The organism is Affinirhizobium lemnae (genome assembly GCF_022968395.1).
GTDB lineage: Bacteria > Pseudomonadota > Alphaproteobacteria > Rhizobiales > Rhizobiaceae > Neorhizobium > Neorhizobium lemnae.
The window spans coordinates 101227-124955 of sequence record NZ_JALJQZ010000006.1; the positions used below are offsets into that span (position 1 = coordinate 101227).

General features: G+C 57.0%; 22 protein-coding genes, 1 pseudogene and 1 riboswitch. Of the genes and pseudogenes, 6 read left to right on the plus strand and 17 right to left on the minus strand.

The features are described from left to right. Positions 1 to 7: 7 nt before the first annotated feature. The 8 genes from MUU53_RS05780 to murA all read right to left on the minus strand — a co-directional run bounded on the left by MUU53_RS05780 (position 8) and on the right by murA (position 9373). A complete protein-coding gene (locus MUU53_RS05780; RefSeq protein WP_247260042.1) occupies positions 8 to 1021 on the minus strand; it encodes a serine hydrolase domain-containing protein in 1014 nt (337 codons plus the stop codon). 15 nt (positions 1022 to 1036) lie between these two features. Further along, positions 1037 to 2788, minus strand: a complete 1752-nt coding sequence (locus MUU53_RS05785; protein ID WP_247260043.1) for an ABC transporter ATP-binding protein — start codon at positions 2786 to 2788, stop codon at positions 1037 to 1039. Next, entirely contained in the window at positions 2785 to 3627 is an 843-nt protein-coding gene (locus MUU53_RS05790; protein WP_247260044.1) for an ABC transporter permease, read from the minus strand. The genes MUU53_RS05785 and MUU53_RS05790 overlap by 4 nt, the downstream gene beginning before the upstream one ends. After that, the gene (locus tag MUU53_RS05795; protein WP_247260045.1) at positions 3624 to 4586 is read right to left on the minus strand and encodes an ABC transporter permease; all 963 of its coding nucleotides are present in this window, start codon (positions 4584 to 4586) and stop codon (positions 3624 to 3626) included. Before MUU53_RS05795 ends, MUU53_RS05790 begins: the two co-directional genes overlap by 4 nt. Positions 4587 to 4608: 22 nt before the next feature. Then, positions 4609 to 6069 carry an ABC transporter substrate-binding protein gene (locus MUU53_RS05800; RefSeq protein WP_247260101.1) on the minus strand — a complete coding sequence of 487 codons (1461 nt, stop codon included), beginning with the start codon at positions 6067 to 6069 and terminating at the stop codon, positions 4609 to 4611. A gap of 124 nt (positions 6070 to 6193) precedes the next feature. Continuing rightward, the gene (gene murQ / locus MUU53_RS05805; protein WP_247260046.1) at positions 6194 to 7117 is read right to left on the minus strand and encodes an N-acetylmuramic acid 6-phosphate etherase; all 924 of its coding nucleotides are present in this window, start codon (positions 7115 to 7117) and stop codon (positions 6194 to 6196) included. A gap of 124 nt (positions 7118 to 7241) precedes the next feature. Next, positions 7242 to 8120 carry a glucosamine kinase nucleotide-binding domain-containing protein gene (locus tag MUU53_RS05810; RefSeq protein WP_247260047.1) on the minus strand — a complete coding sequence of 293 codons (879 nt, stop codon included), beginning with the start codon at positions 8118 to 8120 and terminating at the stop codon, positions 7242 to 7244. Next, positions 8117 to 9373 carry a UDP-N-acetylglucosamine 1-carboxyvinyltransferase gene (gene murA / locus MUU53_RS05815; protein WP_247260048.1) on the minus strand — a complete coding sequence of 419 codons (1257 nt, stop codon included), beginning with the start codon at positions 9371 to 9373 and terminating at the stop codon, positions 8117 to 8119. The genes MUU53_RS05810 and murA overlap by 4 nt, the downstream gene beginning before the upstream one ends. Positions 9374 to 9495: 122 nt before the next feature. On the opposite strand from murA, the gene MUU53_RS05820 reads away from it, so the two are divergent. Continuing rightward, positions 9496 to 10344, plus strand: a complete 849-nt coding sequence (locus tag MUU53_RS05820) for a MurR/RpiR family transcriptional regulator (protein ID WP_247260049.1) — start codon at positions 9496 to 9498, stop codon at positions 10342 to 10344. 9 nt (positions 10345 to 10353) lie between these two features. Here MUU53_RS05820 and MUU53_RS05825 read toward each other — a convergent pair whose 3' ends face one another. From MUU53_RS05825 to MUU53_RS05850, 6 genes and pseudogenes are all read right to left on the minus strand, one after another. Further along, positions 10354 to 11202 carry a carbohydrate ABC transporter permease gene (locus tag MUU53_RS05825; protein ID WP_247260050.1) on the minus strand — a complete coding sequence of 283 codons (849 nt, stop codon included), beginning with the start codon at positions 11200 to 11202 and terminating at the stop codon, positions 10354 to 10356. Then, on the minus strand, positions 11199 to 12119 hold the full coding sequence (locus MUU53_RS05830; RefSeq protein WP_247260051.1) for a carbohydrate ABC transporter permease: 921 nt from the start codon (positions 12117 to 12119) through the stop codon (positions 11199 to 11201). The genes MUU53_RS05825 and MUU53_RS05830 overlap by 4 nt, the downstream gene beginning before the upstream one ends. Positions 12120 to 12182: 63 nt before the next feature. Beyond that, the gene (locus tag MUU53_RS05835) at positions 12183 to 13421 is read right to left on the minus strand and encodes an extracellular solute-binding protein (RefSeq protein WP_247260052.1); all 1239 of its coding nucleotides are present in this window, start codon (positions 13419 to 13421) and stop codon (positions 12183 to 12185) included. 43 nt (positions 13422 to 13464) lie between these two features. Further along, positions 13465 to 14535 carry an ABC transporter ATP-binding protein gene (locus MUU53_RS05840; RefSeq protein ID WP_247260053.1) on the minus strand — a complete coding sequence of 357 codons (1071 nt, stop codon included), beginning with the start codon at positions 14533 to 14535 and terminating at the stop codon, positions 13465 to 13467. 24 nt (positions 14536 to 14559) lie between these two features. Beyond that, positions 14560 to 15198 carry an HAD-IA family hydrolase gene (locus MUU53_RS05845; protein ID WP_247260054.1) on the minus strand — a complete coding sequence of 213 codons (639 nt, stop codon included), beginning with the start codon at positions 15196 to 15198 and terminating at the stop codon, positions 14560 to 14562. Between the two features lie 178 nt (positions 15199 to 15376). Continuing rightward, positions 15377 to 15726: pseudogene (locus MUU53_RS05850) on the minus strand (iron ABC transporter permease); the annotation flags it as partial. A gap of 317 nt (positions 15727 to 16043) precedes the next feature. Between MUU53_RS05850 and MUU53_RS05855 the strand changes: the two are divergent. Genes MUU53_RS05855 through MUU53_RS05870 form a run of 4 tightly spaced genes read left to right on the plus strand, consistent with a single transcriptional unit; the run spans position 16044 to position 19455 of the window. Then, positions 16044 to 17195, plus strand: a complete 1152-nt coding sequence (locus MUU53_RS05855) for an NAD(P)/FAD-dependent oxidoreductase (protein ID WP_247260055.1) — start codon at positions 16044 to 16046, stop codon at positions 17193 to 17195. A gap of 1 nt (position 17196) precedes the next feature. Next, on the plus strand, positions 17197 to 17814 hold the full coding sequence (locus MUU53_RS05860) for an AraC family transcriptional regulator (RefSeq protein ID WP_247260056.1): 618 nt from the start codon (positions 17197 to 17199) through the stop codon (positions 17812 to 17814). A 1-nt stretch (position 17815) separates the two neighbouring features. Next, positions 17816 to 18568 (plus strand): aldo/keto reductase, encoded by a 753-nt coding sequence (locus MUU53_RS05865; protein ID WP_247260057.1) that lies wholly within the window; start codon positions 17816 to 17818, stop codon positions 18566 to 18568. Continuing rightward, on the plus strand, positions 18568 to 19455 hold the full coding sequence (locus MUU53_RS05870) for a DMT family transporter (RefSeq protein ID WP_247260058.1): 888 nt from the start codon (positions 18568 to 18570) through the stop codon (positions 19453 to 19455). The genes MUU53_RS05865 and MUU53_RS05870 overlap by 1 nt, the downstream gene beginning before the upstream one ends. A gap of 375 nt (positions 19456 to 19830) precedes the next feature. Here the strand turns inward: MUU53_RS05870 and ribB are convergent, their stop codons facing one another. From ribB to MUU53_RS05885, 3 genes are all read right to left on the minus strand, one after another. Next, entirely contained in the window at positions 19831 to 20472 is a 642-nt protein-coding gene (gene ribB / locus MUU53_RS05875; protein ID WP_247260059.1) for a 3,4-dihydroxy-2-butanone-4-phosphate synthase, read from the minus strand. A gap of 131 nt (positions 20473 to 20603) precedes the next feature. Continuing rightward, a riboswitch (FMN riboswitch) is annotated at positions 20604 to 20752 on the minus strand. A gap of 64 nt (positions 20753 to 20816) precedes the next feature. Continuing rightward, the gene (locus MUU53_RS05880) at positions 20817 to 21593 is read right to left on the minus strand and encodes a DUF1194 domain-containing protein (protein ID WP_247260060.1); all 777 of its coding nucleotides are present in this window, start codon (positions 21591 to 21593) and stop codon (positions 20817 to 20819) included. A gap of 109 nt (positions 21594 to 21702) precedes the next feature. Beyond that, on the minus strand, positions 21703 to 22182 hold the full coding sequence (locus MUU53_RS05885) for an Lrp/AsnC family transcriptional regulator (RefSeq protein WP_247260061.1): 480 nt from the start codon (positions 22180 to 22182) through the stop codon (positions 21703 to 21705). A gap of 98 nt (positions 22183 to 22280) precedes the next feature. Here MUU53_RS05885 and MUU53_RS05890 point away from each other — a divergent pair, with 98 nt between their 5' ends. Then, the gene (locus tag MUU53_RS05890; protein WP_247260062.1) at positions 22281 to 23729 is read left to right on the plus strand and encodes an aminotransferase class V-fold PLP-dependent enzyme; all 1449 of its coding nucleotides are present in this window, start codon (positions 22281 to 22283) and stop codon (positions 23727 to 23729) included.

The following is a 23729-nucleotide window of genomic DNA, read 5'->3' on the forward strand; positions in this document are numbered from 1 at the left end:
TCTCTCCTTAGTATCGGTTGATGACATCGCTTAACGCTGCCCTTAGCGCAAAAACGCCGCTGTCGAAATGGCGGGTGGGGTGAACGCGGTTGGTCAGCAGCGTCCAGGCGCGACCGCGCTCGAAATCGACCCAGAGGCCGGTTCCGGTAAAGCCCGTATGGCCGATAACGCTGTCATTGCAACGCGATCCGCCGGACCATCCGGCATAGGGGCGTTCCCAGCCATGGGTGCGTTTATCCGACAATGGCTGGCGCATCCATTTCACCACGGGATCGTTGTTCAGATCGCCCTGAAGAAGATCGCTTGCGTAATCCAGAACCGCATCAGCCGTGCCGAACAGCCCTGCGTGACCGGAGCCTTGCAGCGCATAGCAATTCTCGTCATGCACCTCGCCGCAGATCATGCGGTTGCGCCAGGCGCAAAACTCGGTCGCGGCTGTAACCGTCGGGTCGCCGGAAAAGGCGAAACCGGGACCGGGGTCCATTTCGCGTATGCGTTTTCCCGCCAGACGCTCCAGCGCAATACCGAGAAGGATAAAGTTGATGTCGGAATAGGCCGGCTCCCCCCGTTTCCACTTGCGTTGAAGCACGAAGGCCCGCAAGCGGTCAGGGTCATCGCCATAGGTGTAAATCGGCTCGACAGCCGGGAAGGGCGTCTGGTGGCCGAGGCATTGGCGAAAGGTGACCGAGCGCTCCCAGCAGTTCGGCGCATATTGCCGAAAATCCGGAATGACAGTGGTGAGCGGCGCAGCGAGATCTATGGTGCCCGCCGCTGCAAGTTCCAGAATGCGGCGCGTGGTGAAAATTACTTTGGTGAGCGACGCCAGATCGAACCATGTCCCGACCGTCATGGGGCGTTCGCCGCCAATCTTTTGCGCCAAGCCAATGGCGCGGGTCAGGCGATTGCCTCGGAGGTCGATCATGCCAAGCACGCCGCCGGGAATGCGGCCTTCGTCTATGCTGGTCTTCAGCAGCGTAAAGGCGGCTTCGAATGGGGCGGTGAGATCGGTAGTCTCTGGCATGGTTAAATCCGGGCTTTAGGCATTGGCGGCTGGCTGAATGCGCACACGATGATCCGGCGCGAGGGTGGACCATTCTGCCGGCTGAGGCTCAAATCCGGCTGGACGCAGAAGTGTTGGTACGGCTTCCAGGTTCAGCTTGAAGCCTTCGCGACGACGATCCATGGTCGGCACCGCCGCAATCAGCTTTTTCGTATAGTCATGTTGGGGGTTGGAGAGAACCGAGCGCGCATCGCCGATTTCCACGATCTGCCCGCCGTAAAGCACGGCCACGCGGTGGGCGATGCGCTCCACCACGGCCATGTCATGCGAGACGAAGAGATAGGCGAGGTTGCGCTCTTTCTGGAGATCGATCAGCAGATCGAGAACTCGCGCCTGAACCGAGACATCCAGTGCCGATACCGCCTCATCCAGCACAAGAATCGATGGATCGAGCATCAGGGCGCGGGCAATGCAGAGGCGTTGACGCTGGCCGCCGGAAAATTCATGCGGATAGCGGGTGAGGCTATCGCTCGGTAGGCCGACACGCTCCAACAGCGAGACCATCCGCGCCTGAACATCTTTGGTGATGCCTTGCCCGGTTGCAAGCACCGGTTCTGCCAGCAGGCTCTTCACATCAAGGCGAGGGTTGAGCGAGGCATAGGGGTTCTGGAACACCATCTGCATCGGTTTTTGCGATTGCGTGGCCTGTTGCGCATCAGCGCGAAACGCACCACGGGTCGGCTTCACCAGCCCTAGCAGCGCCCGCGCCGTGGTGGATTTGCCCGAACCGCTTTCGCCGACAATGGCAAGCGTTTCGCCAGGCAGGATATCAAAATCGACGGATTCCACTGCGTGGATCGCGCCGATGGAGCGGCGAAGAAGACCGGCCGTGGCGGGAAAGCGAACGGTGAGGCCTTCCACAGAAAGGCAGGCGTTTGCTGCCGATGGCGAAAGGCGTGGTGCATCCTCACGCACATGGTTGCCATTGGTGAAGTGCGGAACCGCCTTCAAGAGGTGCTGCGTATAGGAGTGCTCTGCATGATCGAGGATCTGGTCCGCCGCCCCCTGTTCCACCACCTGTCCCGCCTGCATGACCATGACGCGGTCTGCAATGCCCGCGACGAGGCCGAGATCATGCGTGATGAAGATGAGGCCGGTGCCGGTTTCCCGCTGAAGTTCTGACAGCAGCGCCATGATCTGCGCCTGCACGCTGACATCGAGCGCCGTTGTCGGCTCATCGGCAATCAGCAGGCGAGGGGAGGCCGCAAGTGCCATGGCGATCATCACGCGTTGAAGCATGCCGCCGGATAGTTGATGCGGATAATAGCCGAGACGGCGGGAGGCATCGGCAATGCGCACACGATCCAGCGCGCGAAGCGTCTCGGTCCGGGCTTCACTGCCGCTCTTTCCTTGCAGGCGGAACACTTCCTCGATTTGCTTACCGATGGTCACGACGGGGTTAAGCGAGGTCATCGGCTCCTGAAAGATCATGCCGATTTCGGACCCGCGGACGCGCTCCAGCTCATGCTCGGCGAGTGTTACGAGATCCACCGTGCGGCCGTTCGAGGCGGCAAAATCGATATGACCGTCCAGAATTCGCCCGCCGCCGTAATCAATCAGCCGGTTGATGGACAGCGCGGTGACGGACTTGCCGGACCCACTCTCGCCGACAATGGCCAGCGTTTCACCTGCATTGAGCGTGAAGCTGACATCCCGGATGATCGGTTTGATGGTGTCGCCTTTGCCGAAGCCGACGCTGAGGTTTTGGACTGAGAGAAGCTGTGTCATGCCGCGACCCTGCGCATACGTGGATCCAGAAGATCGCGCAGCGCATCTCCCAACAGGTTAAAGCCGAGAATGCCGAGCATGACGGTGAGGCCAGGAAAGATCAGCAGCCACGGTGCCATTTCCATGAGGTTGATGCTGTCGGCCAGCATGAGGCCGAGCGAAGAATTCGGCGGCTGTGTGCCAAGGCCGAGGAAGCTCAAGCCCGATTCCGTCAACAGCGACCATGCCAGCGCCAGCGTCACCTGAACGGTTAAAGGTGCGACGAGGTTCAGCATGAGGTGCCGCGTCAGGATATAGCTGGTGGAGCTACCGAAGGTACGGGCCGCATCGACAAAATCCCGCGCCCGGATGGAAAGGGCAGGACCGCGCACCACGCGGGTGAAGATCGGCGTATAGACAAAGGCAATCGCGAGAATGCTGGTAAAAGTGCCGGGGCCCACCACGGTAATGAATAGCAGCGCCAGCAGAATGGCCGGAAACGCCAACAGAACATCCATCAACCGCATCACCACGCCATCCCACAGGCGACCGAACCAGACTGCGGTCAGGCCAAGGATCGTGCCAACAAGCGCTGCAATGCCCACCGAAGAAAAGGCCACGAGGAAGGATTGGCCAATGCCGATCATCAACCGGCTCATCACATCGCGGCCGAACATGTCGGTTCCCATCCAGTGGGCGGCACTTGGCCCCTGAAGCCGGTCAATGCGAAACTGTTTCAGCGGATCGTAAGGCGTGAGGCCAAACCATGCGGCAAGGGCGATCGCAAGATAGAGGCAGACGATGAACGCGCCGATCCGCCCGCTCGAATGGCCGAGCAGTCTCGTGAGGAAGCTTATCATGATCGGCCTCCGAGGCGAATGCGCGGATCGAGCATGACATAGGCGAGATCAACCAGCAAATTGACGATCATGAAGTTCAGCGCCACGAACAGCACGGCCCCTTGCACCAGCGCATAATCCCGCTGAAGAATGGCCTCCAGCGTCATACGGCCAAGGCCGGGAAGGGCGAAAATCTGCTCCACCAGCACGGCACCGCCCAGCAGGTAACCGAACTCGACACCGCTGAGGGTTACAACCGGGATCAGTGCATTGGGCAGGGCATGCCGCCAGATGACATGGCGTTTGGATACGCCCTTGCTGCGCGCCGTTCTTACATAATCGTCGCTCAGCACATCCAGCATCGCGGAGCGGGAAATGCGGGTCACGGAGGCTGTGAAGGACAGACCAAGTGTGAGTGCAGGCAGTATCAGCTGGCTGAGATTGCCAAGCGGATCTTGAGCAAATGGAATATATTCGCCCATCGACGGCAGGATACCGAAGCCTGCCGAAAGAACGTAGATGATGCCGAGACCGATGACGAAACTGGGCGTTGATTGGCCGATCATCGCAAAAATGCGCACGCCGAGATCGGAGCCGCGCCCATTGCGGGTAGCGGCGAACACGCCAAGCGGCAAGCCGCAGCAAATGGCAATCAGCATGGAAAGAACGGCAAGTTCCAGCGTCAGCGGAAAGCGCTGGAGGATCACGTCCAGTACCGGCTTGCCATAGGTAACCGACAGGCCGAGATTGCCGGAGGTCACGCCGGACAGCCATTTGCCATATTGAACGAGCCAGCCTTGGTCGAGGCCGAAATAGGCGGCAAGCGCCTGGCGTTGATCCGGCGTCAAAAGGCCCGCTTCCGTGCCCAGCATGGCCGTGATGGAGTCACCGGGAACGAGGCGGATGGCCACGAAAACCAGAATAGAGACGCCCAGCATCACAAGAGGGAATGTGACGAGACGTCGTAGCAGGTAGTTCATCGTGTCATCCGCCTCGAACTCTTTATTTTATTGAAACCTTGGAAAGCCCGAAGAGCGAGCCATCCGGAGTTGCAACGAAGTTTTGTACGGTCTGCTGCTGGGCCGTGTAGGAATAGCCCGTGTAGAGCCAGATCCACGGCGATTTTTCAGCCAGATGCTTGTCGAAGGCAGCAAAGATTTCCTTGCGCTTGGTAATGTCGGTTTCCACGCGGCCCTTCTGCATCAGATCATCCAGCGTATCATCGACATAGTTGGCGACTTTTTGCAGGTTGCCAGCCTTGGTCCAGTAGCGGTTGTACATGGTGTAAGGGTCGGCGCGACCGCCGTTCAGCGCCACGGCCATATCGAAATCACCCTTCAGCCATGTATCGACATAGACGTTCAGTTCCATCAGCTTGATATCGAGCTTGATGCCGATTTCCTTCAACTGAGACTGGATGACCTGCGCTTCGGAAGCCGCGGTTGGCGGTTCGCCGGTGGCTGCGATCACGGTAGCCGAAAAGCCATCCTTGAAGCCGGCGTCAGCCATCAGCTTCTTTGCCTTCTCCAGATCCTTCTTGTAGCAGAACAGAGAGTTCGGGTCGGAGCGATAGAGCGGCATGGTCAGAGGGCCGGTGATCTGGCCTTCACCCAGAAGGGCGGTATCCAGAACATCCTGCCGGTCGATGGCGCAGGAAATCGCCTGACGAACGGCAAGTTCCGTCATCGGCTTGCGCGACGGGTTAAGTTGCAGGACGTGGTAGGACAGAACCGGCTTGCGGTTCAGCGTCAGTCCGGCAACCTTTGGCACGAGCGTTGCGACCAGCGGATCGTTCAGCAAGGCGAAATCCACCTGCTTGGCACGAAGGGCTGCAAGAATGGCGTTTTCATCCGGCAGAACGCTGATGTCGATGCCATCGACACCCACTTTGCCGCCAGCCCATTCGGGATTGGCTTTCAGCACTTCCTTCTGGTTCGGCTCCCACTTTTCCAGCTTGAAGGGGCCGGTGCCGACAGCTGCTGTGCCGATCTTGCCGCCAGTGATTTCAGACGCCGGAACGATGGCCGCATTGATGCTGCCCATGGCCGTCAGCAAAGGCACATCCGGCTGCGAGAGGTTGAAGACGACAGTCTTGTCATCGGGCGTATCGATTCTGGCGATCGACACATAGTTCGCGCGGGCGGCGGCACCGGTTGCCTGATCCAGAATGCGGGTGAAGGAGGCCTTCACATCGGCGGATGTTACAGCTGCGCCGTTATGAAACTTCGCCGCAGGGTCCAGCTTGAAGGTCAGCGTCTTGGCATCGGAAGAGAAGGTCCATTCCTTGGCAAGAGCCGGAACGACCTTGAGATCACCATCAAGGCGCACCAGCGGTTCATAGATGAGTTCGAGCAGGCGAATGGACGAAAAGGCCGTCTGCTTGTGCGGGTCGAGGCCCGTTGCATCCTGCGCCCAGGCCATTTTCAGCGTCGCGGCAAGGCTTGGAGTGGCAGTGGCACCCATGAGGCCACCGACGACGGCAGCACAGGCCAGCCATTTACAGGCGATTTTCAGTGTCATGCTCATTCTCCCTCTGGTGAGCTGGTCCCGAAGCTTCTGAAGGCCGGGCACTCAGCGAAAAATTCGTTCAGGCCTGCGCCTCTGCAATTGCCTTGCGAAGAAAACCGTCATGCCGGGTCAGCGCGAGATCTGCATCCTGCGCTTCCATGCCTGTGAGGATCATCAGGATTGCGCGCTTCACGTTATTGCCGCTCTTCTTCAGGTGGCTCTCCGCGATATCCGCAGAACACCCCGTTGCCTCGGCGATGATGCGGATGGCCCGCGCCTCGAGCTTCTGGTTGCTGATGGTCAGATCCACCATCAGGTTTTCATAGGTCTTGCCAATGCGGATCATGCTGGCCGTCGTCAGCATGTTCAAGACCAGCTTTTGCGCGGTGCCGGATTTCAGACGCGTCGAGCCGGTCACGACTTCCGGCCCGACGACCGGCGCAATGGCGATGTCTGCCATCTCGACCAGTGTCGATTGCGGATTGCAGGTCAGCGAAATGGTTTTGGCACCGATGGATTGCGCATAAGTCAGCGCACCGACCACATAGGGCGTTCTGCCGCTGACCGCGATGCCGACGACAACATCCTTGGCAGACAGGTTGATCTCTTGCAGATTGCGCCTGCCTTCCTCCACATCGTCTTCCGCACCTTCGACCGCGTGCAGAATGGCCTTGGGACCGCCTGCGATCAGACCGACCACCATGCCTTCCGGCACGGAGAAGGTGGGCGGGCATTCGGATGCATCGAGAACACCGAGCCGCGCACTCGTTCCCGCGCCAATGTAAATCAGGCGGCCGCCTTCGCGAAACGCGCGGACGATCTCGTCCACGGCCTTCGCAATTTCAGGGATAACATGGGCAACCGCCGCCGGAACCAGTTCATCCTCCCGATTCATAACGGTCAGAATGTCTTGCGTCGGAAGTAGATCGATCGACATGGATTTGGGATTGCGAGCTTCCGAAACCAGCTGCTCAAGTTCGGCCATCAGGTGCTGGTGCGACATGGATCCTCGCTCATCATTTTTTAACACACTATGATCGTATATTCCGACTGTCAACGATAAAAGGAATATATTATTCCTTAAGGGGCATGTCCAAATGTTCGCCTGATCAGTCCGTTGTCGGGGATTAAAGTCGCCTTGCGAGAATGATCGAGCCGCTCACCGCATCGCCATCGGCAGGCTTCAAGCGGCGGCGGACATCGGGTGAAAGCCACGGCTCCAGAGGGCCGGAAAGACCGCCCAGTAGGGTAACCAGAGGCGCACCGTATTCTATCAGCCTGCGCACCAGCGAATCGATCTGCTCGGCACCCGCCTGCACGATCTGCCGTGCTGCCGCATCGCCTTGGTCGGCATGGCGCAGAACCAGCGGCGCGAAGGTGGCGTAATCGGTGGCGGTCGCCTTATCCATCCAGCCGACGATCTTGGTTGGCGTGTGGTCGAAGCGGTTCAGCACTTCGTTCAGGAGCGCCGTCTTCTCCCGCCGCCCATCGAAAGCCCGCAGCGACAACTGAATGGCTTTCAAGCCGAGGTCGGCACCGCTGCCCTCATCTGAAATGGGAAAGCCATAGCCACCGGCGCGCAACTCCTGCCCGCCGACAATGGCAAGCCCGATGGAGCCCGTACCTGCAATGACGATGCCGCCATCTTGGCCGGAATGGGCTCCTAAACAGGCGGCGGCTCCATCTGATGTGAAGCAGATACTGTCGAAAGGATGTGGTAGTGCCTCCAGCTCTTCGCGAGAGCCCGCTCGTGTCAGGCCTGCAATGCCGATGCCGGCTTTGACATCTAGCGCCTGCGAGGGATCAAGGCCCGCTTCTTCCGCAGCCCCCGTCCAGGCCCGCATAACCGAGGCCCAGGCGTTTTCGACGCCCAGCCTCGTGGTGGCGGGGCCGGAAAGGCCTTGCCCCAGCACATTTCCCGCCTCATCCACCAGTCTGGCGCGGCAACCGGTGCCGCCGCCATCCACGCCGAGATAGAGCACCTGGTCCTTCAACTCGGCTGTCATCGGGAAACCCGCCGGATGTTTGCGCCGCATTGTGAAAGCTTGCGATCCAGCTGCTCATAGCCGCGATCCAGATGATAAACGCGCTTGATGACCGTTTCGCCTTCTGCCGCAAGCGCTGCCAGAACCAGACAGACAGAAGCGCGCAGGTCTGTTGCCATAACCGGCGCACCCTTGAGGAACGGCTTGCCTCGCACCAGAGCCACCGCTCCGTTCAGGGCGATATCCGCTCCCAGACGGCCCAGTTCCGGCACATGCATGAAGCGGTTTTCGAAAATGGTTTCGCGGATGACGCTTGCTCCATCCGCAAGGCAGGCCATGGCCATGAACTGCGCCTGGAGGTCTGTCGGAAAGCCGGGATAGGGCTCAGTGGTGATATCGGCATGTTTGATCCGTTCACTGCCGTTCACCACCACGCCCCGGTCTCCGGGCCATACGGTTGCGCCCATGCTTTCCAGCACTTGCAGAACGGATGCCATATGCTCCATGCGCGCATTGACAAGCTCGATCCGCCCGCCGGTGATCATCGCAGCGGCGGCATAGGTGCCTGCTTCCACGCGGTCGGGAATGGCATGGTGGCTGGCAGGCCGCCAGTTCGTTTCTCCCTTCACCAGAAGCCGGTGGGTGCCGGCGCCCTCGATCTCGGCACCCATGGCGGTGAGGCAGGCGACGAGATCTACCACTTCCGGCTCACGGGCCGCATTCAGGATTTCCGTTTCACCCTTGGCACAGCAGGCCGCCATTAATGCAGTTTCCGTGGCACCGACCGATGGCCCTGATAGAACAATACGCGCACCTTTCAGGCCGCCATTGGTAGACGCAACGATATAGCCGCCCTCGACGGAGACTGTGGCACCGAGTGCGGTCAGAACCTTCAGGTGCATATCAACCGGCCTTGCGCCAATCGCGCAGCCGCCGGGCAGGGAAACGCGGGCGGCACCGAAGCGGGACAGGAGAGGGGCCAGCACAAGAATGGAAGCGCGCATTTTGCGCACCGTTTCATAATCTACTTCGCCCGGCGTCAGTTGTGCTGCGTGAATGGTGGTGCCTGCCGCATACTGTCTCAGTTCCGCGCCATACTGGGAAATAATCCGCAGCATGTTCTCGACATCCGAGACCTTCGGCAGGTTCGTCAGCTCAAGCGGATGGGGAGAGAGGAGCGCTGCGGCGATTTGCGGAAGAGCGGCGTTCTTGGCTCCGGAAATCGGCACCGCGCCATCCAGCCTGTTGCCGCCAGTGATATGCAGTTCGTCCATGGGCTTGTCATCCGGTCAAAGACTGCGACATGCAGGAATCGGGGGGTGACCGATCATAGGATAGGCGCTATAATATTCCAGATAATTTTTAAATTTCGAATAGCTTATTCCGTGGAGGGATCATGTCGGTTCTCAAGGTTATCCAGGCGAAGCTGGATTCCATGACAGATGCTGAGCGCCAGATCGGCCGGTTCATCATCGATGATCCCGACCGCATGGTTCAGCTTTCCTCGGCGGAACTGGCGGCTGCCACCGGACGCAGCCAGTCCAGCGTGGTCAAGTTCTCGCAGAAGATCGGCTATGATGGCTATCAGCAGCTGAAGCTTGCCGTCACCAAGGCCAAGGCACAGGAATGGCGCGTGCCTTCCGGCATGATCCACGGCACGATCGATGCAGGCGACAATTTCGTCACCATCCAGCAGAAGCTGGTGGCGAGCAAAGTATCTGCCATGCAGCAGACCATGCAGGTGAACGCCGAGGATGAGGTGACGCAAGCGGTTGCAGTACTCGCCAAGGCACGCCGTATTCATCTGGCGGGCATCGGTGCCTCATCGTTGGTAGCGAGGGACTTTTCCTACAAACTGCTGAAGCTTGGCCTGATGGTGCTGATGGACCGCGATCCGCATGTGCAGATGGCGAATGCCGCCTCGTTGGGCGAGAGTGACGTGCTGTTCGCCATTTCCCAATCGGGCGGCAATAATGAAACGATCCGGCTGGCGGAACTGGCGCGCACATGCGGCGCCAAGGTTATTACCTTGACAGGCCTCCACGGTAACAAGCTGGCGCAACTCGCCGACATCTCGCTGCATACGGTAGCCGACGAAGAGCGGGTTCGCTCCTCCGCCATCACGTCGCGCGATGCGCAGCTTGCCATCTGCGATCTCGTTTTCCTGCTGCTGATTGCCAAGCTTCCTGGCGCAAACGATGCCATTCACGCCAGCGAGGCGGCGGTTTCCATCCTGAAGTCGTGAGTGCAGGCGCTACTTGATCGCACCCGCCGTCATGCCGTTGATGAACTGCCGCGACAGAGCGATGTAGAGAATGATGATCGGCAGCGCCGAGAGTGTGAGGCCGGAAAACAGCACCCCCCAATCCGTGCCGAATTCGCCCATGAAGGTCGTGAGGCCCTGCGGCAGGGTTTTCAGATTGTTGTTCTGAATGAAGATCAGCGGGAAGAAGAAGTCGTTCCAGATGGGCACCACGTTCTGGATCGCGGCAATCACCATGGCAGGACGAACCAGCGGCAGCATGATGGACCACATGATGCGGGCCTCGTTGGCCCCATCCATGCGGGCCGCATCTTCCAGCTCGTTCGGCAGGCTGCGGATGAAGCCGGTCATGATGAAGACGGTCGTCGGCAGGCCGGTCGCGACATAGATGAAGATCAGCGAGAGCCGCGAGTCGATCAGGCCAAAATCGCGTATCTGGATGAAGAGCGGAATGATGGCAAGCTTCAGCGGCAGGGTCAGGCCCGCAAGGAAGAACAGTAGGATGAGACCGGAGCCACGAAACTCGTAGCGGGCAATGGCATAGGCCGCCATGGTGCCGAGAATGATGATCAGTGCAATTGAGGCGCCGGTAACGATGAGCGAATTGCCCATGTAGAGCAGAAAATCCGTCTCGTTCCAAACTCGCAGAATGCTCTTCACATTGGTGAAGTCGGGAATTGAGAACGGCGACTGGAAGATCTGCGCATTGGTTTTGAAGGCAGAAAACACCATGATGACGATGGGAGCCAGCATGACGATGCTGTTTCCGATCAGAAGAATCTGGATCAGCCCATCCCAGCCGAAGGTGCGAAATGTGCTGCTCTCGACGGATTTCCTCATAGCTGGATCTCCCGCTTGCGCAGCCGGATGGTGATGACGCTGGAAACCACGGCAATGAACAGGAAGATCAGCACAGCGAGCGCACTGCCGGGACCGAAGTTTTCAGCCGACGCAGACATGCTGCCGAAGGCAGTCCGGTAGAAGTAGAGGCCAAGCACGTCTGTTGCACCATGCGGCGAGCCATCGACGCCACCCATGATGAAGGGCAGTTCAAACCAGTTAAACGCACCGACGAAGAGCAGCGTGAAGACCACGGTTGCGGAAGGCGCGACCAGCGGCCAGACGATCTTGCTCATCTTCACCCATTCGCTTTCGGTTTCCATCCGCACAGCATCCAAAATTTCGGAAGGAATGCGCTGCATGCCCGCCAGAAACACGAGTGTCGGGAAACCCACCATGTGCCAGGCATTGGCAACGACAATCGCGGTCAGGGCGGTCGAATCCTGCCCCAGCCATGGCTGGGCCAGACTGCCAAGTCCGACCGCGCGAAGGGTGGCGTTCACCGCACCGAACAGCGGATGATAGAACAGTTTCCACAGCAGGCCGACGATGACGGTGGACAAGACCACCGGCAGGAAGACTGCGATACGATGGAAGCGCGCGCCCCAAAGCTCGCGCCACAGGCAATAGGCGAGAATGAAGCCAAGGCCGTTCTGCAACACCATCAGGGCGAAGAAGACGAAGATATTGTGTTTGAACGCGTTGATCGTTCGTTCCGAGAACGGAAACTCGAACAGAACGCGATGGAAATTGTCGAACCAGACGAAGTCGCCGCGCGCCAGCCCGTGCCATTCATAGAAGGCATAGGCGAAGGCCGACAGGATCGGATAGACGAGAAACAGACACATGAAGGCGATGGGCGGCACGACGAGTGCTGCAATCCATAATCTTCGACCTGTCAACTGGCTGGAAATCATCAGACGATCCTGCACGGCCTGCGAGGGAAAGGGTCGCCCGTGTTCAGGCGACCCATTGAGATGCTACTTCTTGAAGGGCGCGTACCAGGCAGCCAGACCATCGGTCATCGACTTGCCGACATCGGCAGGTGTCGCCTGACCATTCAGCAGCTTCGAAACGCCAGCCTGAATGAGGTTGGAGCCCGTGGGTTCGCCGTAGCGGAAGTTCACCAGCGTCATATATGCGATGGAGTTCTTGTTCAGCTCTGCCACCTTCGCCAGAAGCGGGCTGTCGAAGGTGACGCCCGGAACCGCGGACACATTGCTGAGGCGGTTGGCAAAGGCCTGCGCGAAATCCTTACTGGCCGCATAGTTCAGGAACTTGACGGCGGCAGCCTCATCCTTTGGCTTGGCATTGGCACCGAAACCGGAATCGAAGAACAGGCCGACGAGCTTCTCGTCTTCCGCCTTCAGGCCGGGAGCTGCGAAGACGCCCATCTTGAGGGAAGGGTTCTGCTTGGCGAAGTTTGCCAGTTCGAAGGAACCGCCTGCGAACATGCCCGCCATGCCGGAGGTAAAGAGCTGCTGGGCGGAGGCATAATCAAGACCGACGAAACCTTCCGGGAAGTATTTGGAGATTTCCTTCAGCTTCGTCAGCGCTTCGACGTAGCGCTTGTCATTGAAGTCGGTCTTGCCCGCCATCAGGTCTGCATAAAATGCCTTGCCCATGATGGAGGAGGTGAGTGCCGAAACGATGGTTTCGTTCTGCCACGCGGTTGCCGTGCCGTTTGCAAACGGCATGACACCCGCAGCCTTCAGCTTTTCGCAGGCAGCGATGAATTCATCCCAGCTCTTCGGCTCTGTGATGCCGTTCTTCTGGAAAATTTCGGTGTTGTAGATCACCAGCATGGTCTGGCTCGCGGCAGGCACCGCATACAGCGTCTTGTTGGAGCGCATGGTGACAGACGCGAGCGCGGCTTCGGAGAAGCCCTTGACCGCTGGAATCTTCTTGTCGTCAAGCGGCATCAGGTAACCAGCGCCGGCAAGACTTTCGATGCCGCCATAGGTGCGCGTCATCATCAGGTCCGGACCCTTGCCACCGGCAAGTGCTGTGGAAAGCACCGTGTTGTAGTTGGTGGCCTCGAACGCCTCGAACTTGATGGTGATATCAGGGTTCGCCTTGGTGAAATCGGCGAAGAACTTTTCGTATTCAGCCTTGTCTTCTTGGCGCCAGGTCCAGAATGAAAGCTCGGTCGCGAAGGTCGCGGTTGCTGACAACAGGCTTGTGCAGGCGATGGCTGCTCCCAAAAGAAGTCTTTTCATGTGTTCCTCTCTCTTTGTTTTATCATTCACAGGGTGACCATCCTCACACCGCCAGGCGTTGTGAGGTATTGCTGCTGAAGAAGTGGAGCTTGTCCGGCATAACGCGGATCTTGACCGGCGTATCGGGCGCGTATTGCGTATCCGGCGTGCAGCGAATGGAAACCGGTGCCCCTTCGCCCATCTTGACATAGACGTAGGCGCTGTCTCCCAGATATTCGGTGTAAACCACCTGGGCGGCAAAGCCTTCGCCTTGCAGATCTGGAGAGATGCTCATTCCATCCGGGCGCACGCCCATCAGCAACTCACGATCTGCGGCAGAGGGCAGGCGTGTCAACGAAATCGCGCCAATGCCGGGCGCGATCAACCGATCTCCCTCGCGCTCGACGCCAAGCATCGCCATGCGCGGCGAGCCGATAAAGTTCGCTACGAAGGTATTGGCAGGCGTCTCATAGAGTTCACGCGGAGAACCGAACTGCTCGATCCGGCCGCCATTCATCACGACAATCCGGTCTGCCAGGGTCATGGCTTCCACCTGGTCATGCGTGACATAGATCGTCGTGCCGCCGATCTCGCGGTGAAGGCGGGCAATCTCAAGCCGCACCTCCGAGCGAAGTGCTGCATCGAGATTGGATAGCGGCTCATCCAGCAGCAGAAGCTGCGGCTTGCGCACCAGTGCGCGCCCGATGGCCACACGCTGGCGCTGGCCGCCGGAAAGCTCGCGCGGCTTGCGCTCAAGCAGAGGTTCAAGCCGCAGCATGCGCGTTGCTTCTTGAATGCGCGCCTCCACTTCCGCCTTGCTCAACCCCATCAGCCGCGCACCGAAGGCCATGTTCTCGTAAACGTCCATGTGCGGATAAAGCGCATAGGACTGGAACACCATGGCGATGCCGCGGCGTGAGGGGGCCACCTCGTTCATGCGCTTGTCGTTCAGCAGGAACTCGCCATCCGTAATCGGGTCCAGCCCTGCGATGAGGCGCAGAAGAGTGGATTTCCCGCAGCCGGAAGGGCCAACGAAGACGATGAGTTCGCGATCATTCACATCGAGATCGATGCCATGCAAGACCTCTACGGCCTTGAAACGCTTTTTGATTCCGCGCAGTGACAATCGAGCCAAGTGGCAAACTCCGTGTCTGATCGGTCAAAGCTGGTGGGCAGCGGTTGGCTGCCTCAGCACTTGTTCTATGTGGGAAATCGTTTCCGCCGCACTGGTGTGATAGATGCTGTTCCACCCGAGGCAACGGGATGTGTGAATATTGTCCAGCGTATCGTCCACGAAAATGATCTGGTCTGCCGAAACATTCTCACGTTCCTGTACAGCAAGATAAATGTCTTCGGCGGGCTTCTCCATGCCCATTTCATGAGACAGGTAGCAGGCGTCGAAAAACTCCGGCCCTAAGAGCTCTTCTATGATGTGCCGCCAGTGAATGGCTTGCGTGTTCGAAAGGCAGACGACCCGATGCGCCACCCGGAGCTGGCGCACATAGCTGGCCATCTCTTCCAGCACGCCGCTCAGAAGTGCGGTTTCCGCCGCAAGAACTTGTTCAATCGTGAGGCCGTAAATGTGCTGAACCCGGTCGAGATAGTCGGATTCGCTGATACGTCCGAGGCGAAACAGCATGTTGGCTTCAGCCAGGCCGGCATCGGGAGCGGAACCCCCACTCCACCGACCGCCTGCCTCGAGCGCAGTCCTGCGCCTGTCAGCATTCAGCTCGATGAAAACGCCGCCGACATCAAAAACGAAGAGCAGCTGATCGCGCTGTTGTGTCTGCCCGCCCATCCAATGCCCTCCACAGGTCAAACCCGTAATGGGAAGGAGAACGCCCTACATCCTTCCGTTCTCGCTCACATTGGCAAATAGCGGAGGAATTATCAATTCCTTATATCATATATATATAGAATAAATTATTATAAAAAGCAGCTCCCAGCCCAAGATCCGCTCCTTAGGCGACTGTGGATCAGTCGAGGGTTGTGCGGACGTGGTCAAAAACAATGGAGACAGCTTCGATGCTGATTCTGCAGTTTACGCGGCGTAGACAACCTTCCTCTACCAGAAGCTGGATGCCTGCGATCACGATGTGCATGGACGAGTAGACTAGTGCCTCGCCTCATTGACCGTTTTCGACAAGGCCAACGAGATAAGATGTCGCCATTGTGTGTTGTGCGCTGACGAGAAATATGTCGGCGCTGATGGGTTAATAGCCCGAGTGGAGGAATAAACCAGCACTGCGGTCATGGCTGCGCGAAGCAGCGGCAGAATTACATCGCGGATGGAGTGGACGCTGTGAGCCCTAAAAGTCAGCGTGCTGGAGATCGGTGCGATTGCCATTTTCGTCCAGAAACAGTTCCAGGCCGCACCGGGTCAGGCGATCTGGCCACTGTAGATGCCCACCAAGAAGGCGTGGCGTACTGGTCGATGGTGAGTAGCTCATCAAGGCCCGAGCCTTCACGAAACCTCTTGTACCTTTGATCTGACCTATCTCCTACGCTTCCATTTAACTGTGGCTTTCAAAAAAACAACTGGAATTGTATATTCCAGGATGTATAAAGCAATCTATTAGAGTTTTTTCGCAAAATTGTGATGAAGGAGCCGTCGACCCTGTCAGGGTCGAAGGGAAAAATCGAATGAATTTTGATTATGATGTCCTGCTGATTGGCGGGGGGATTACGGGCCTTATGGCCGCACAGAAACTAAGCGATTTGGGATTAAAGGTTGCTCTTGTTGAAAAACATACAACTTTTGCGTCTGGGCCTTCTACCAGAAACGAAGGTTGGCTCCACAGGGGCACCTATCACGCTTCATCTATCCGTGATCGTAAGGCGGCGATTCAGGTCGCGAGAAGATGCATTTATGGTCACAAGCAGTTGCGACGTTTCTCGCCAGAAGCAGTAGAAGATCCAGATGTTCTGCCGTTGGCGTTGATTCGGCGTGAGGATACTCTTTCGGAGGTCATTTCCCGATGGGACGAGGCAGACGTCAAGTACCGACCGATATCTCGGGCCGAAGCTGAGAGAATTGTTCCGGATGCTACATTTGAAAATGTTTCGGGTATTTTCCAGGTTGCAGATGTCAGCCTTAACACCCGAATTCTTTATCGCAAGCTCCTTGCGCTTGCACAAAAGTCCGGGTGCAGTTTCTACCTAGGTTCTGAAATTGAGGTGATCGACGGTCAGGCTGTGGTCATGAGGGACCAGGCTGGAGTACGGATGACATTGAAAGCGAGCACTGTGGTCTATTCCTCCGGTATTGGCGCCAAGGAGATATTTAGAAAACACCACGGTATTGATCTGCCGATTCGGTATTGGAAAAGCCATCTTGTTGTAACCAAGCGACTGGCGCATGCCGGAATCTTCTTCCTTGATCCGCATGAAGCGGCAATGATGCACCATGGTGACGTGAGCATCATCGGGTTCAACGAAGACGCATTGATGTGTGCCGAGCCTTCGTATGATGTACTCAAAGACCGGGCGGAGAATCTGCATCGCGGAATTTGTCGGATTTTTCCGTCCTGGGATAGTCGCGGCTCACTCGATGTCGCTTGCGTGAAGGTCGATTACGTGACCGATCTTGCCGGTGCCCGTTCGCTCAACATCGCCATCAGCGAGCCGGTTCCAGGTCATGTCGTCGTTTTGCCTGGCAAGATGACTGAAGCTCCCTACCTTACAGATGTCCTGACGTCCTACATCCACGATAAGCTCGACAATCCGGCAATCGCCCGCAGACCGTGCGATGAATTTCCAACCCTTGAGGCAGAAGCAACTCGAGAGGTTGCCTAACATGAGCTCTGCCGCATTTATAGACGAAATTCGGCGCTTGCGCGGCCTTATGACCATTGGGGACATTGAAGACCTCGTCGAACGAGGAAATGTCATCTTCGATCCATTCTCGGTGTTGATATCGGCTACGGCAAAAATCGGTACAGGAAACATCATATTTCCTTGCGTTTCCCTCTTCTGCGTCGATCAGGGGGAGCTCTTGATCGGGGACAATAATACATTCTTCAGCAACTCACTGATTGAGGCAGTTTCCGGTCCGATTGTGATCGGTTCAATCAATCAATTTGGCGAAGGTGGTTTCACGGCGAAGACGAACCGACCAAATGCGCGCATCGTTATCGGTGACAACGGTCGATATATCAACGGTGCTTCCGTTTTCGGGGAAACAATCTTGGGAACAGGAAGCCAGATCCTCGGCGCGATAACTGTAGATAGCTGCCATCTGGAGGCTGGTCATTCCTACAAGGATTCCGACCCAGATCTTCGGGCTGGTTTACTGAAAGGTTCTGGCGTTGCTCGCAACCTCACGGTTCCTACAGGTCAGGTCATTCTCGGGAACGGCTTATTCTCTACGAATGAGATCAAACCTCAGGCCTTCTTTCATCCCAAAGGGAAATGATATGCATAAGGTTGAATTGGGCTTGGGCCTGTTGTCGATCGGACGGCAATGGGGAGTCAAGGCTGTACATCCTCCCAAGGAGGATGCTGCGCATGCGTTGCTTGAGGCGGCATACTCGAACGGAATAAGTTTTTTCGATACGGCTCCAGCTTATGCCTGCAGTGAAGCGATCCTTGGCCGAGCGTTGTCCAGCGGTCTTCTGCCGCGAGATGAGATAACGATTGCCACAAAGATGGGTGAGCATTGGTACCCGGCCGAAGAAGCGGCACGAACCGGACATAGCTTCGATGAACTGGTGAGAAGCCTCGATAACAGTATGAGACTGCTGGGGCGCGTTGATCTCCTGCAACTTCATAAGGCAACTGCTGCCAATGTCGCATCTCGCGACGTAATCAAAGCGTTCGACCGTGCGGCATCAATGGGAATCACAAGGTTTGGTGCGTCTGTGAGCGATCTCGAAACAGCTACCATCGCATGCAAATCGGGCCGTTATCATTACCTTCAATTCCCGTTCAATATAAACAATCGTTCATTGGAACCTGTTTTCGAACTTCTGGCTGTGCATGGCATGAACGCTATCGTTAACCGCCCCTTTGCAATGGGCGCTCTTGTCCAAGAGGATTCCACAATATCTTCCACTGAGTTATTTCGCTCTATAGTTAGCATCGGCTTCGCCGGTGTTATCCTAACTGGCACATCATCCATTTCCCATTTGCTGGCGAATGTTGCAGCATTTCAAGGCGCATGCTCCTAATGTGGATGGTTTGTGGTTTATCGGCTGGAGCTTTGCTCGGGCTTTATGATTTTTGGACTAAAAAGGCGATGAATGGAAACAGCGCAATTTCTGTTGTTTTCTGGTCTTCTCTCTTTGGCGCAATCGCCTGGCTACCCGCATTCTTGCCAATCTCCGAAGGCTTGGGATTTCATGTCGATTGGACCCAAACAAATGTCCAGGAGCAGTGTCTCATTCTTGTTAAGGGGCTTGCGATGACGTTTTCATGGGTCTTTGCTTACTACTCTGTCCGGGAGCTACCTATGTCGTTCTCGGGAGCAGTAAGAGCATCCGGACCACTCTGGACGTTCGCCGCCGGTGCTATCGTATTCGGGGAATACCTGTCGCCCCTCCAGCTTTCTGCTGTCCTAGCGTCGATCCTTGCCTATTACGCTTTGTCGCAGATCGGCAAAAAAGAAGGCGTTGGCATGCTTAAAAGCTCGCCAGTGTTGATGATGCTGGCCGCGACAATTCTGTCCGCTATAACGACAGTGTACGACAAGTTCATCGTACAAAATCTGGGGCTGCCGATCTACAGCATTCAGGCTTATTCCGCACTGCACAGATGTGCGCTTGCCCTTTTTCTGTTTCTTGTCCTGTCGTGGAAACAGCAACGAGGTTTACCACTACGATGGTCTGCCTATGTCCCATTGGTCGGTCTTTCGTGGGTCGTCGCAGAGATGATATACTTCTTTGCAATTGCGGATCCATTAGCAAATGTGACGTATCTATCAATATTCCGGCGTGTGAGTCTTGTTGTTGGGTTTTTTCTGTCTGTTTTACTTATCGGGGAAAGAAACGTACTGCCGAAAAGCGCAGTTATAGCGATTATCGTTTTTTCAACTGCAATTTTAATTCAGCAGCGGTGATATTCCTCATTAAAAATGTGTGGAGTTCATGCAATGAGATTTCGATGTTTTCCAAAGTGAGGCAGATTGGCATTCCAAGCTCCTGGAGATCAGGGCAACAGCTTCCGTCAATGCATTCGGTCAGAGGCCGTTCAGCAGACGATTGAGATGGATAGGGTCTTTCGGACGTGCGCCAATCGGAAATGTCGCCGCGCCGTTTACCTCTGGCGAACGGGCACACGGACAACCCTGCGATCGCCTTTGCCGCTTCGCTATAGCATGGTCCACGCAAATGTGTGCAGCAGTATCTTTGGAACAGAGCCCAGTCGCGCTTCGTTTTATTGTCCGACAAAGAATTGGTCTGACGAACGATAAAGTCCGTCAGACCACTCTATTTCAAGCCGCGAAGGAAGGCTTAGCCTTCGCTGCATCTCTGTCGTTGAGGTAGGTGATCAGATCCTCGATCGCGATCAGCGGCAGACCATGTTCCTTCGCGAAGATCTGCAGGTCGGGAAGGCGGGCCATAGTGCCGTCATCCTTCGCCACTTCGCAAATGACGCCGGCGGGAAAACGACCTGCCAGCTTGCACAATTCCACCGCGGCCTCGGTGTGACCGGGACGCGCGCGCACGCCGCCCTGCTTGGCGCGAAGCGGGAACATGTGACCCGGGCGTGCAAACTCTTCCGGCTTCGATTTTGGATCGACGAGCGCCCGGACTGTCGCTGCACGATCGGCGGCAGAGATGCCGGTCGTCGTTCCCGGCAGGTAGTCGACCGATACGGTGAACGCCGTTTTGTGAAGCTCTGTATTGTTCGGCACCATCAATGGCAGTTCGAGTTGATCGATACGCTCGCCCTCCATTGCAATGCAAACGAGGCCGCGCGCCTTGTTCATCATGAAAGCGATGTGTTCGGATGTGGTGGAATCAGCAGCGACGATGATGTCGCCTTCATTTTCGCGGCTATGATCGTCAACCACGATGATCATTCTGCCGCTTTCGATTGCGGCGACCGCTTCTTCAATACTGGAAAAACTCATTTCAACTTGCCTTTCAAGGGTTAAGCCATTTCTGGCTGCGTTCTTTGCGTATCCTTTCGGGAACACGCGAAAACTGCCCTTGGGCGAACAGGCATTCACGCGCGCAGGCCACGGCGGCCCGAGCGCACTCTGCTTGCTCTCTTCCATCCGGACTATACCGTCGGCTCCGGAGTTGCACCGGATCTGCTGACCCTTCACCTCATCGGCAAAGGCGCTCGCGGGCTTGAGGTTTGCACCTTTTACCGCCGGTGGGGAATTTCGCCCCGCCCTGAGAACATCTACAAGATAGGTAGATTATCGTCTCTATTGCAAGTACTTTTGTGAAGATATCGGTACGGAAACTGTTAACGATCAAAAAATTCGCGCCATTGGTTTTCGCCAACGAAACAGTCCGATTTGTGCTCTGCCGCGATCTTCCAGACGTCGACTGGCGGTTGCAGCCCGCTGATTTCCATGATCAGCTTGCGCCGAACGGCCACCTCGAAATCCTCGATCTTTTGAACCGGCAGGACGAAGGATCCCGGTCCACCGATGACGCAATCCTTGTAATATCGATCAAGGCCCGTCGTTGTGCCCGAAGGACGCAATACCAGCGCCAAGCCATTGATAATGATGCCGGACGCTATGGCCTGATCACGCGCAGTTTCGACGGGGCCGCCCATGTTGTTCGGGCCATCGCCTGACACATCGATCACCTTGCGCATTCCTTCGAACCGGTTTCCACCGATCGTCGATGTACCATAAGTAATGGCGGCAGATATGGATGTACGCCGTTGGGTGGCAATCGGCCTTGCCGCCAATTTGTCTGCGAAAGCTTTTGCATCGGCACCGGTCTCGATGATTTGCCAATCAAGAACGGAAGACGGGTCCACTTCGCCCGCCCATTCATAATAGGTGATGGCGATCTTGCCGATAAGCCCCATTTTCACGGCATTGATGAAGACTGGATGCTGAAGGGCCGCAACATAGCCTTCACGCTGTATCCTGACCTCTTCATAATCCATGGAGCGGGAAGTATCGACGGCGAGAACCAGTTCGACATCCACCTCATTTCCACGCGTTGCAACGGGGACGCTATGAAGGCTGGTCAGGCTCAAGAGGACTGCAAGTGTGGAAAGCATGGCATTCTCTTCACAAGCATTCGGATATTCGCAACTGTAACACAGGTTGCGCCCAGCACGAGTGAGCGAATGAACGGCCATTTCACATTTCGGTGAAAGCTTGAGGCTCCTACAGTTTTGTCAGGTCGGTCGGTCGGTTCTGGAGTATGGCCTCCATCGAAAAGAAGCCGGTAACGGTCGAGAAGTCGAAGTCGGTGATGAGCTTCTGATAGAAGGCGTCATAGCCGCGCATTCCGCGCGTCACGACTTTCAGCAGATAATCCCAGTCCCCGCCAATGCGGTAGAAATCCACCACCTCCGGCAACTTGTCGACATGCTTGCGAAACGCCTCTGCCCAATCCTTGGAATGATGACGTGTGCGGATCATGACGAAGACGGTGAGATCGAGACCAACTGCGGGCAGATCGACTGACGCCTGTGACCCGGTAATGACGCCGCTTTCCTGCAATCGCTGCAGCCGCCGTCCGCAGGCGTTTTGCGACAAGCCAACTTGCTCAGCCAGCTCACGCTGCGAAAGAGCTCCATTGATTTGCAGGCAAGTCAGGATGCGGCGATCAATATTATCAATTTTTGTGATTTCTTGGGTCATTTGAAACACACTCTGTCAGAATTTGGTAAAAATAGATGATGAAACCACCGTCCTGCAATCGCTAACTTTACCTCACAGGATTTGAGGGGAATTTCATCATGGATCAGGGCGTTCAACAGCCGATCAGCGCACTAGCTAGGTTTGAGCAGTCGCTGGTGCGACCGGATATCATTGCGGATCTGGCGAATGGCCTGATCGGGCGCGATGCCGTTGTGGATGGCCCGTTCGGGACTAAACCGCTTGTCTATGCGGATTATGTCGCATCCGGTCGCGCACTCATGCAGGTCGAGCAATTCGTACTCGAGCACGTGCTTCCCTATTACGCGAACAGCCACACCGAGGCTTCCTTTTGCGGGGGTACCATGACACGCATGCGCCGTGAGGCGCGTAGCCGGATCAGCGAAATCTGTGGCGCCGATTCCCGTTATGCGGTCATCTTCACGGGCTCTGGGGCCACGGCTGGGCTCAACCGTCTCGTCAAGCTTTTCGGCGCGGATCTGGCAAACACGCGGATTATCCTCGGCCCTTACGAGCATCACTCCAATATCCTGCCATGGCGCGAGTCTGGCGCTGATATTGTCGAGTTGCCGGAAGCGGAAGATGGCGGTCCCGATCTTGAGGCGCTGTCGCAGTGCTTGGCGGAGTCCAGCCGTTTTGACCGCGTGATTTGCAGCTTTTCGGCAGCTTCGAACGTCACGGGGATCGTGACGGATGTGGCGACAGTCACGCGCATGGTCAAAGCTTCCGGCGCAGTGATGATCTGGGATTGCGCCGGGGCCGGGCCCTATGTGCCGATCCGGATGGTGCCCTCCATTGAGGCCGAAATCGATGCTATCGTTGTCTCGCCGCACAAATTCATCGGTGGACCCGGCGCCTCGGGTATCATGATCGTTCGGCGCGATGCGGTCGTTCGTGATCTGCCGACCTGGGCTGGTGGCGGGACCGTCCGCTTCGTATCCTCCCACGGGCACGACTACGCACAGAATCTGGAGGCGCGTGAGGAGGCCGGCACACCAAACGTGGTTGGCGATATCCGGGCAGCTCTTGCCTTCATGGTGAAGGAGGCGATCGGTGCCGAATATATGAAGGAGCGGCAGCAGGAATTGCGTCAGCGTGCGCTTTCAGCGTGGCGGACGCATCCGAATATTGAGCTGCTCGGCAATCTGGACACGGACCGTCTACCGATCTTCTCGTTCCGTCTCCGCGACGGGCAGGGAGGCTATGTGCACCAGCAACTGGCAACGCGTATGTTGAGCGACCGCTTTGGTATTCAGGCGCGCGGCGGCTGTGCCTGCGCCGGGCCTTACGTGCATCGATTGCTGAATATCAGCGATGAAGAGTCAGATCGTCTGCGCGCTGCAATCCTCGCTGGCGAAGAAATGGAAAAGCCGGGCTTCGTGCGCCTCAACTTCTCAGTTCTGCTGGATGACGCCAAGGTGGATTACATTCTGGCAAACGTCACCCAACTTGCCAGCGACGCCCTGAGCTTTGGAGAGGTTTACGGTTTCGATCCTGCGCGCGCCATCTTCTTCCCGAAGGCGGCCTGA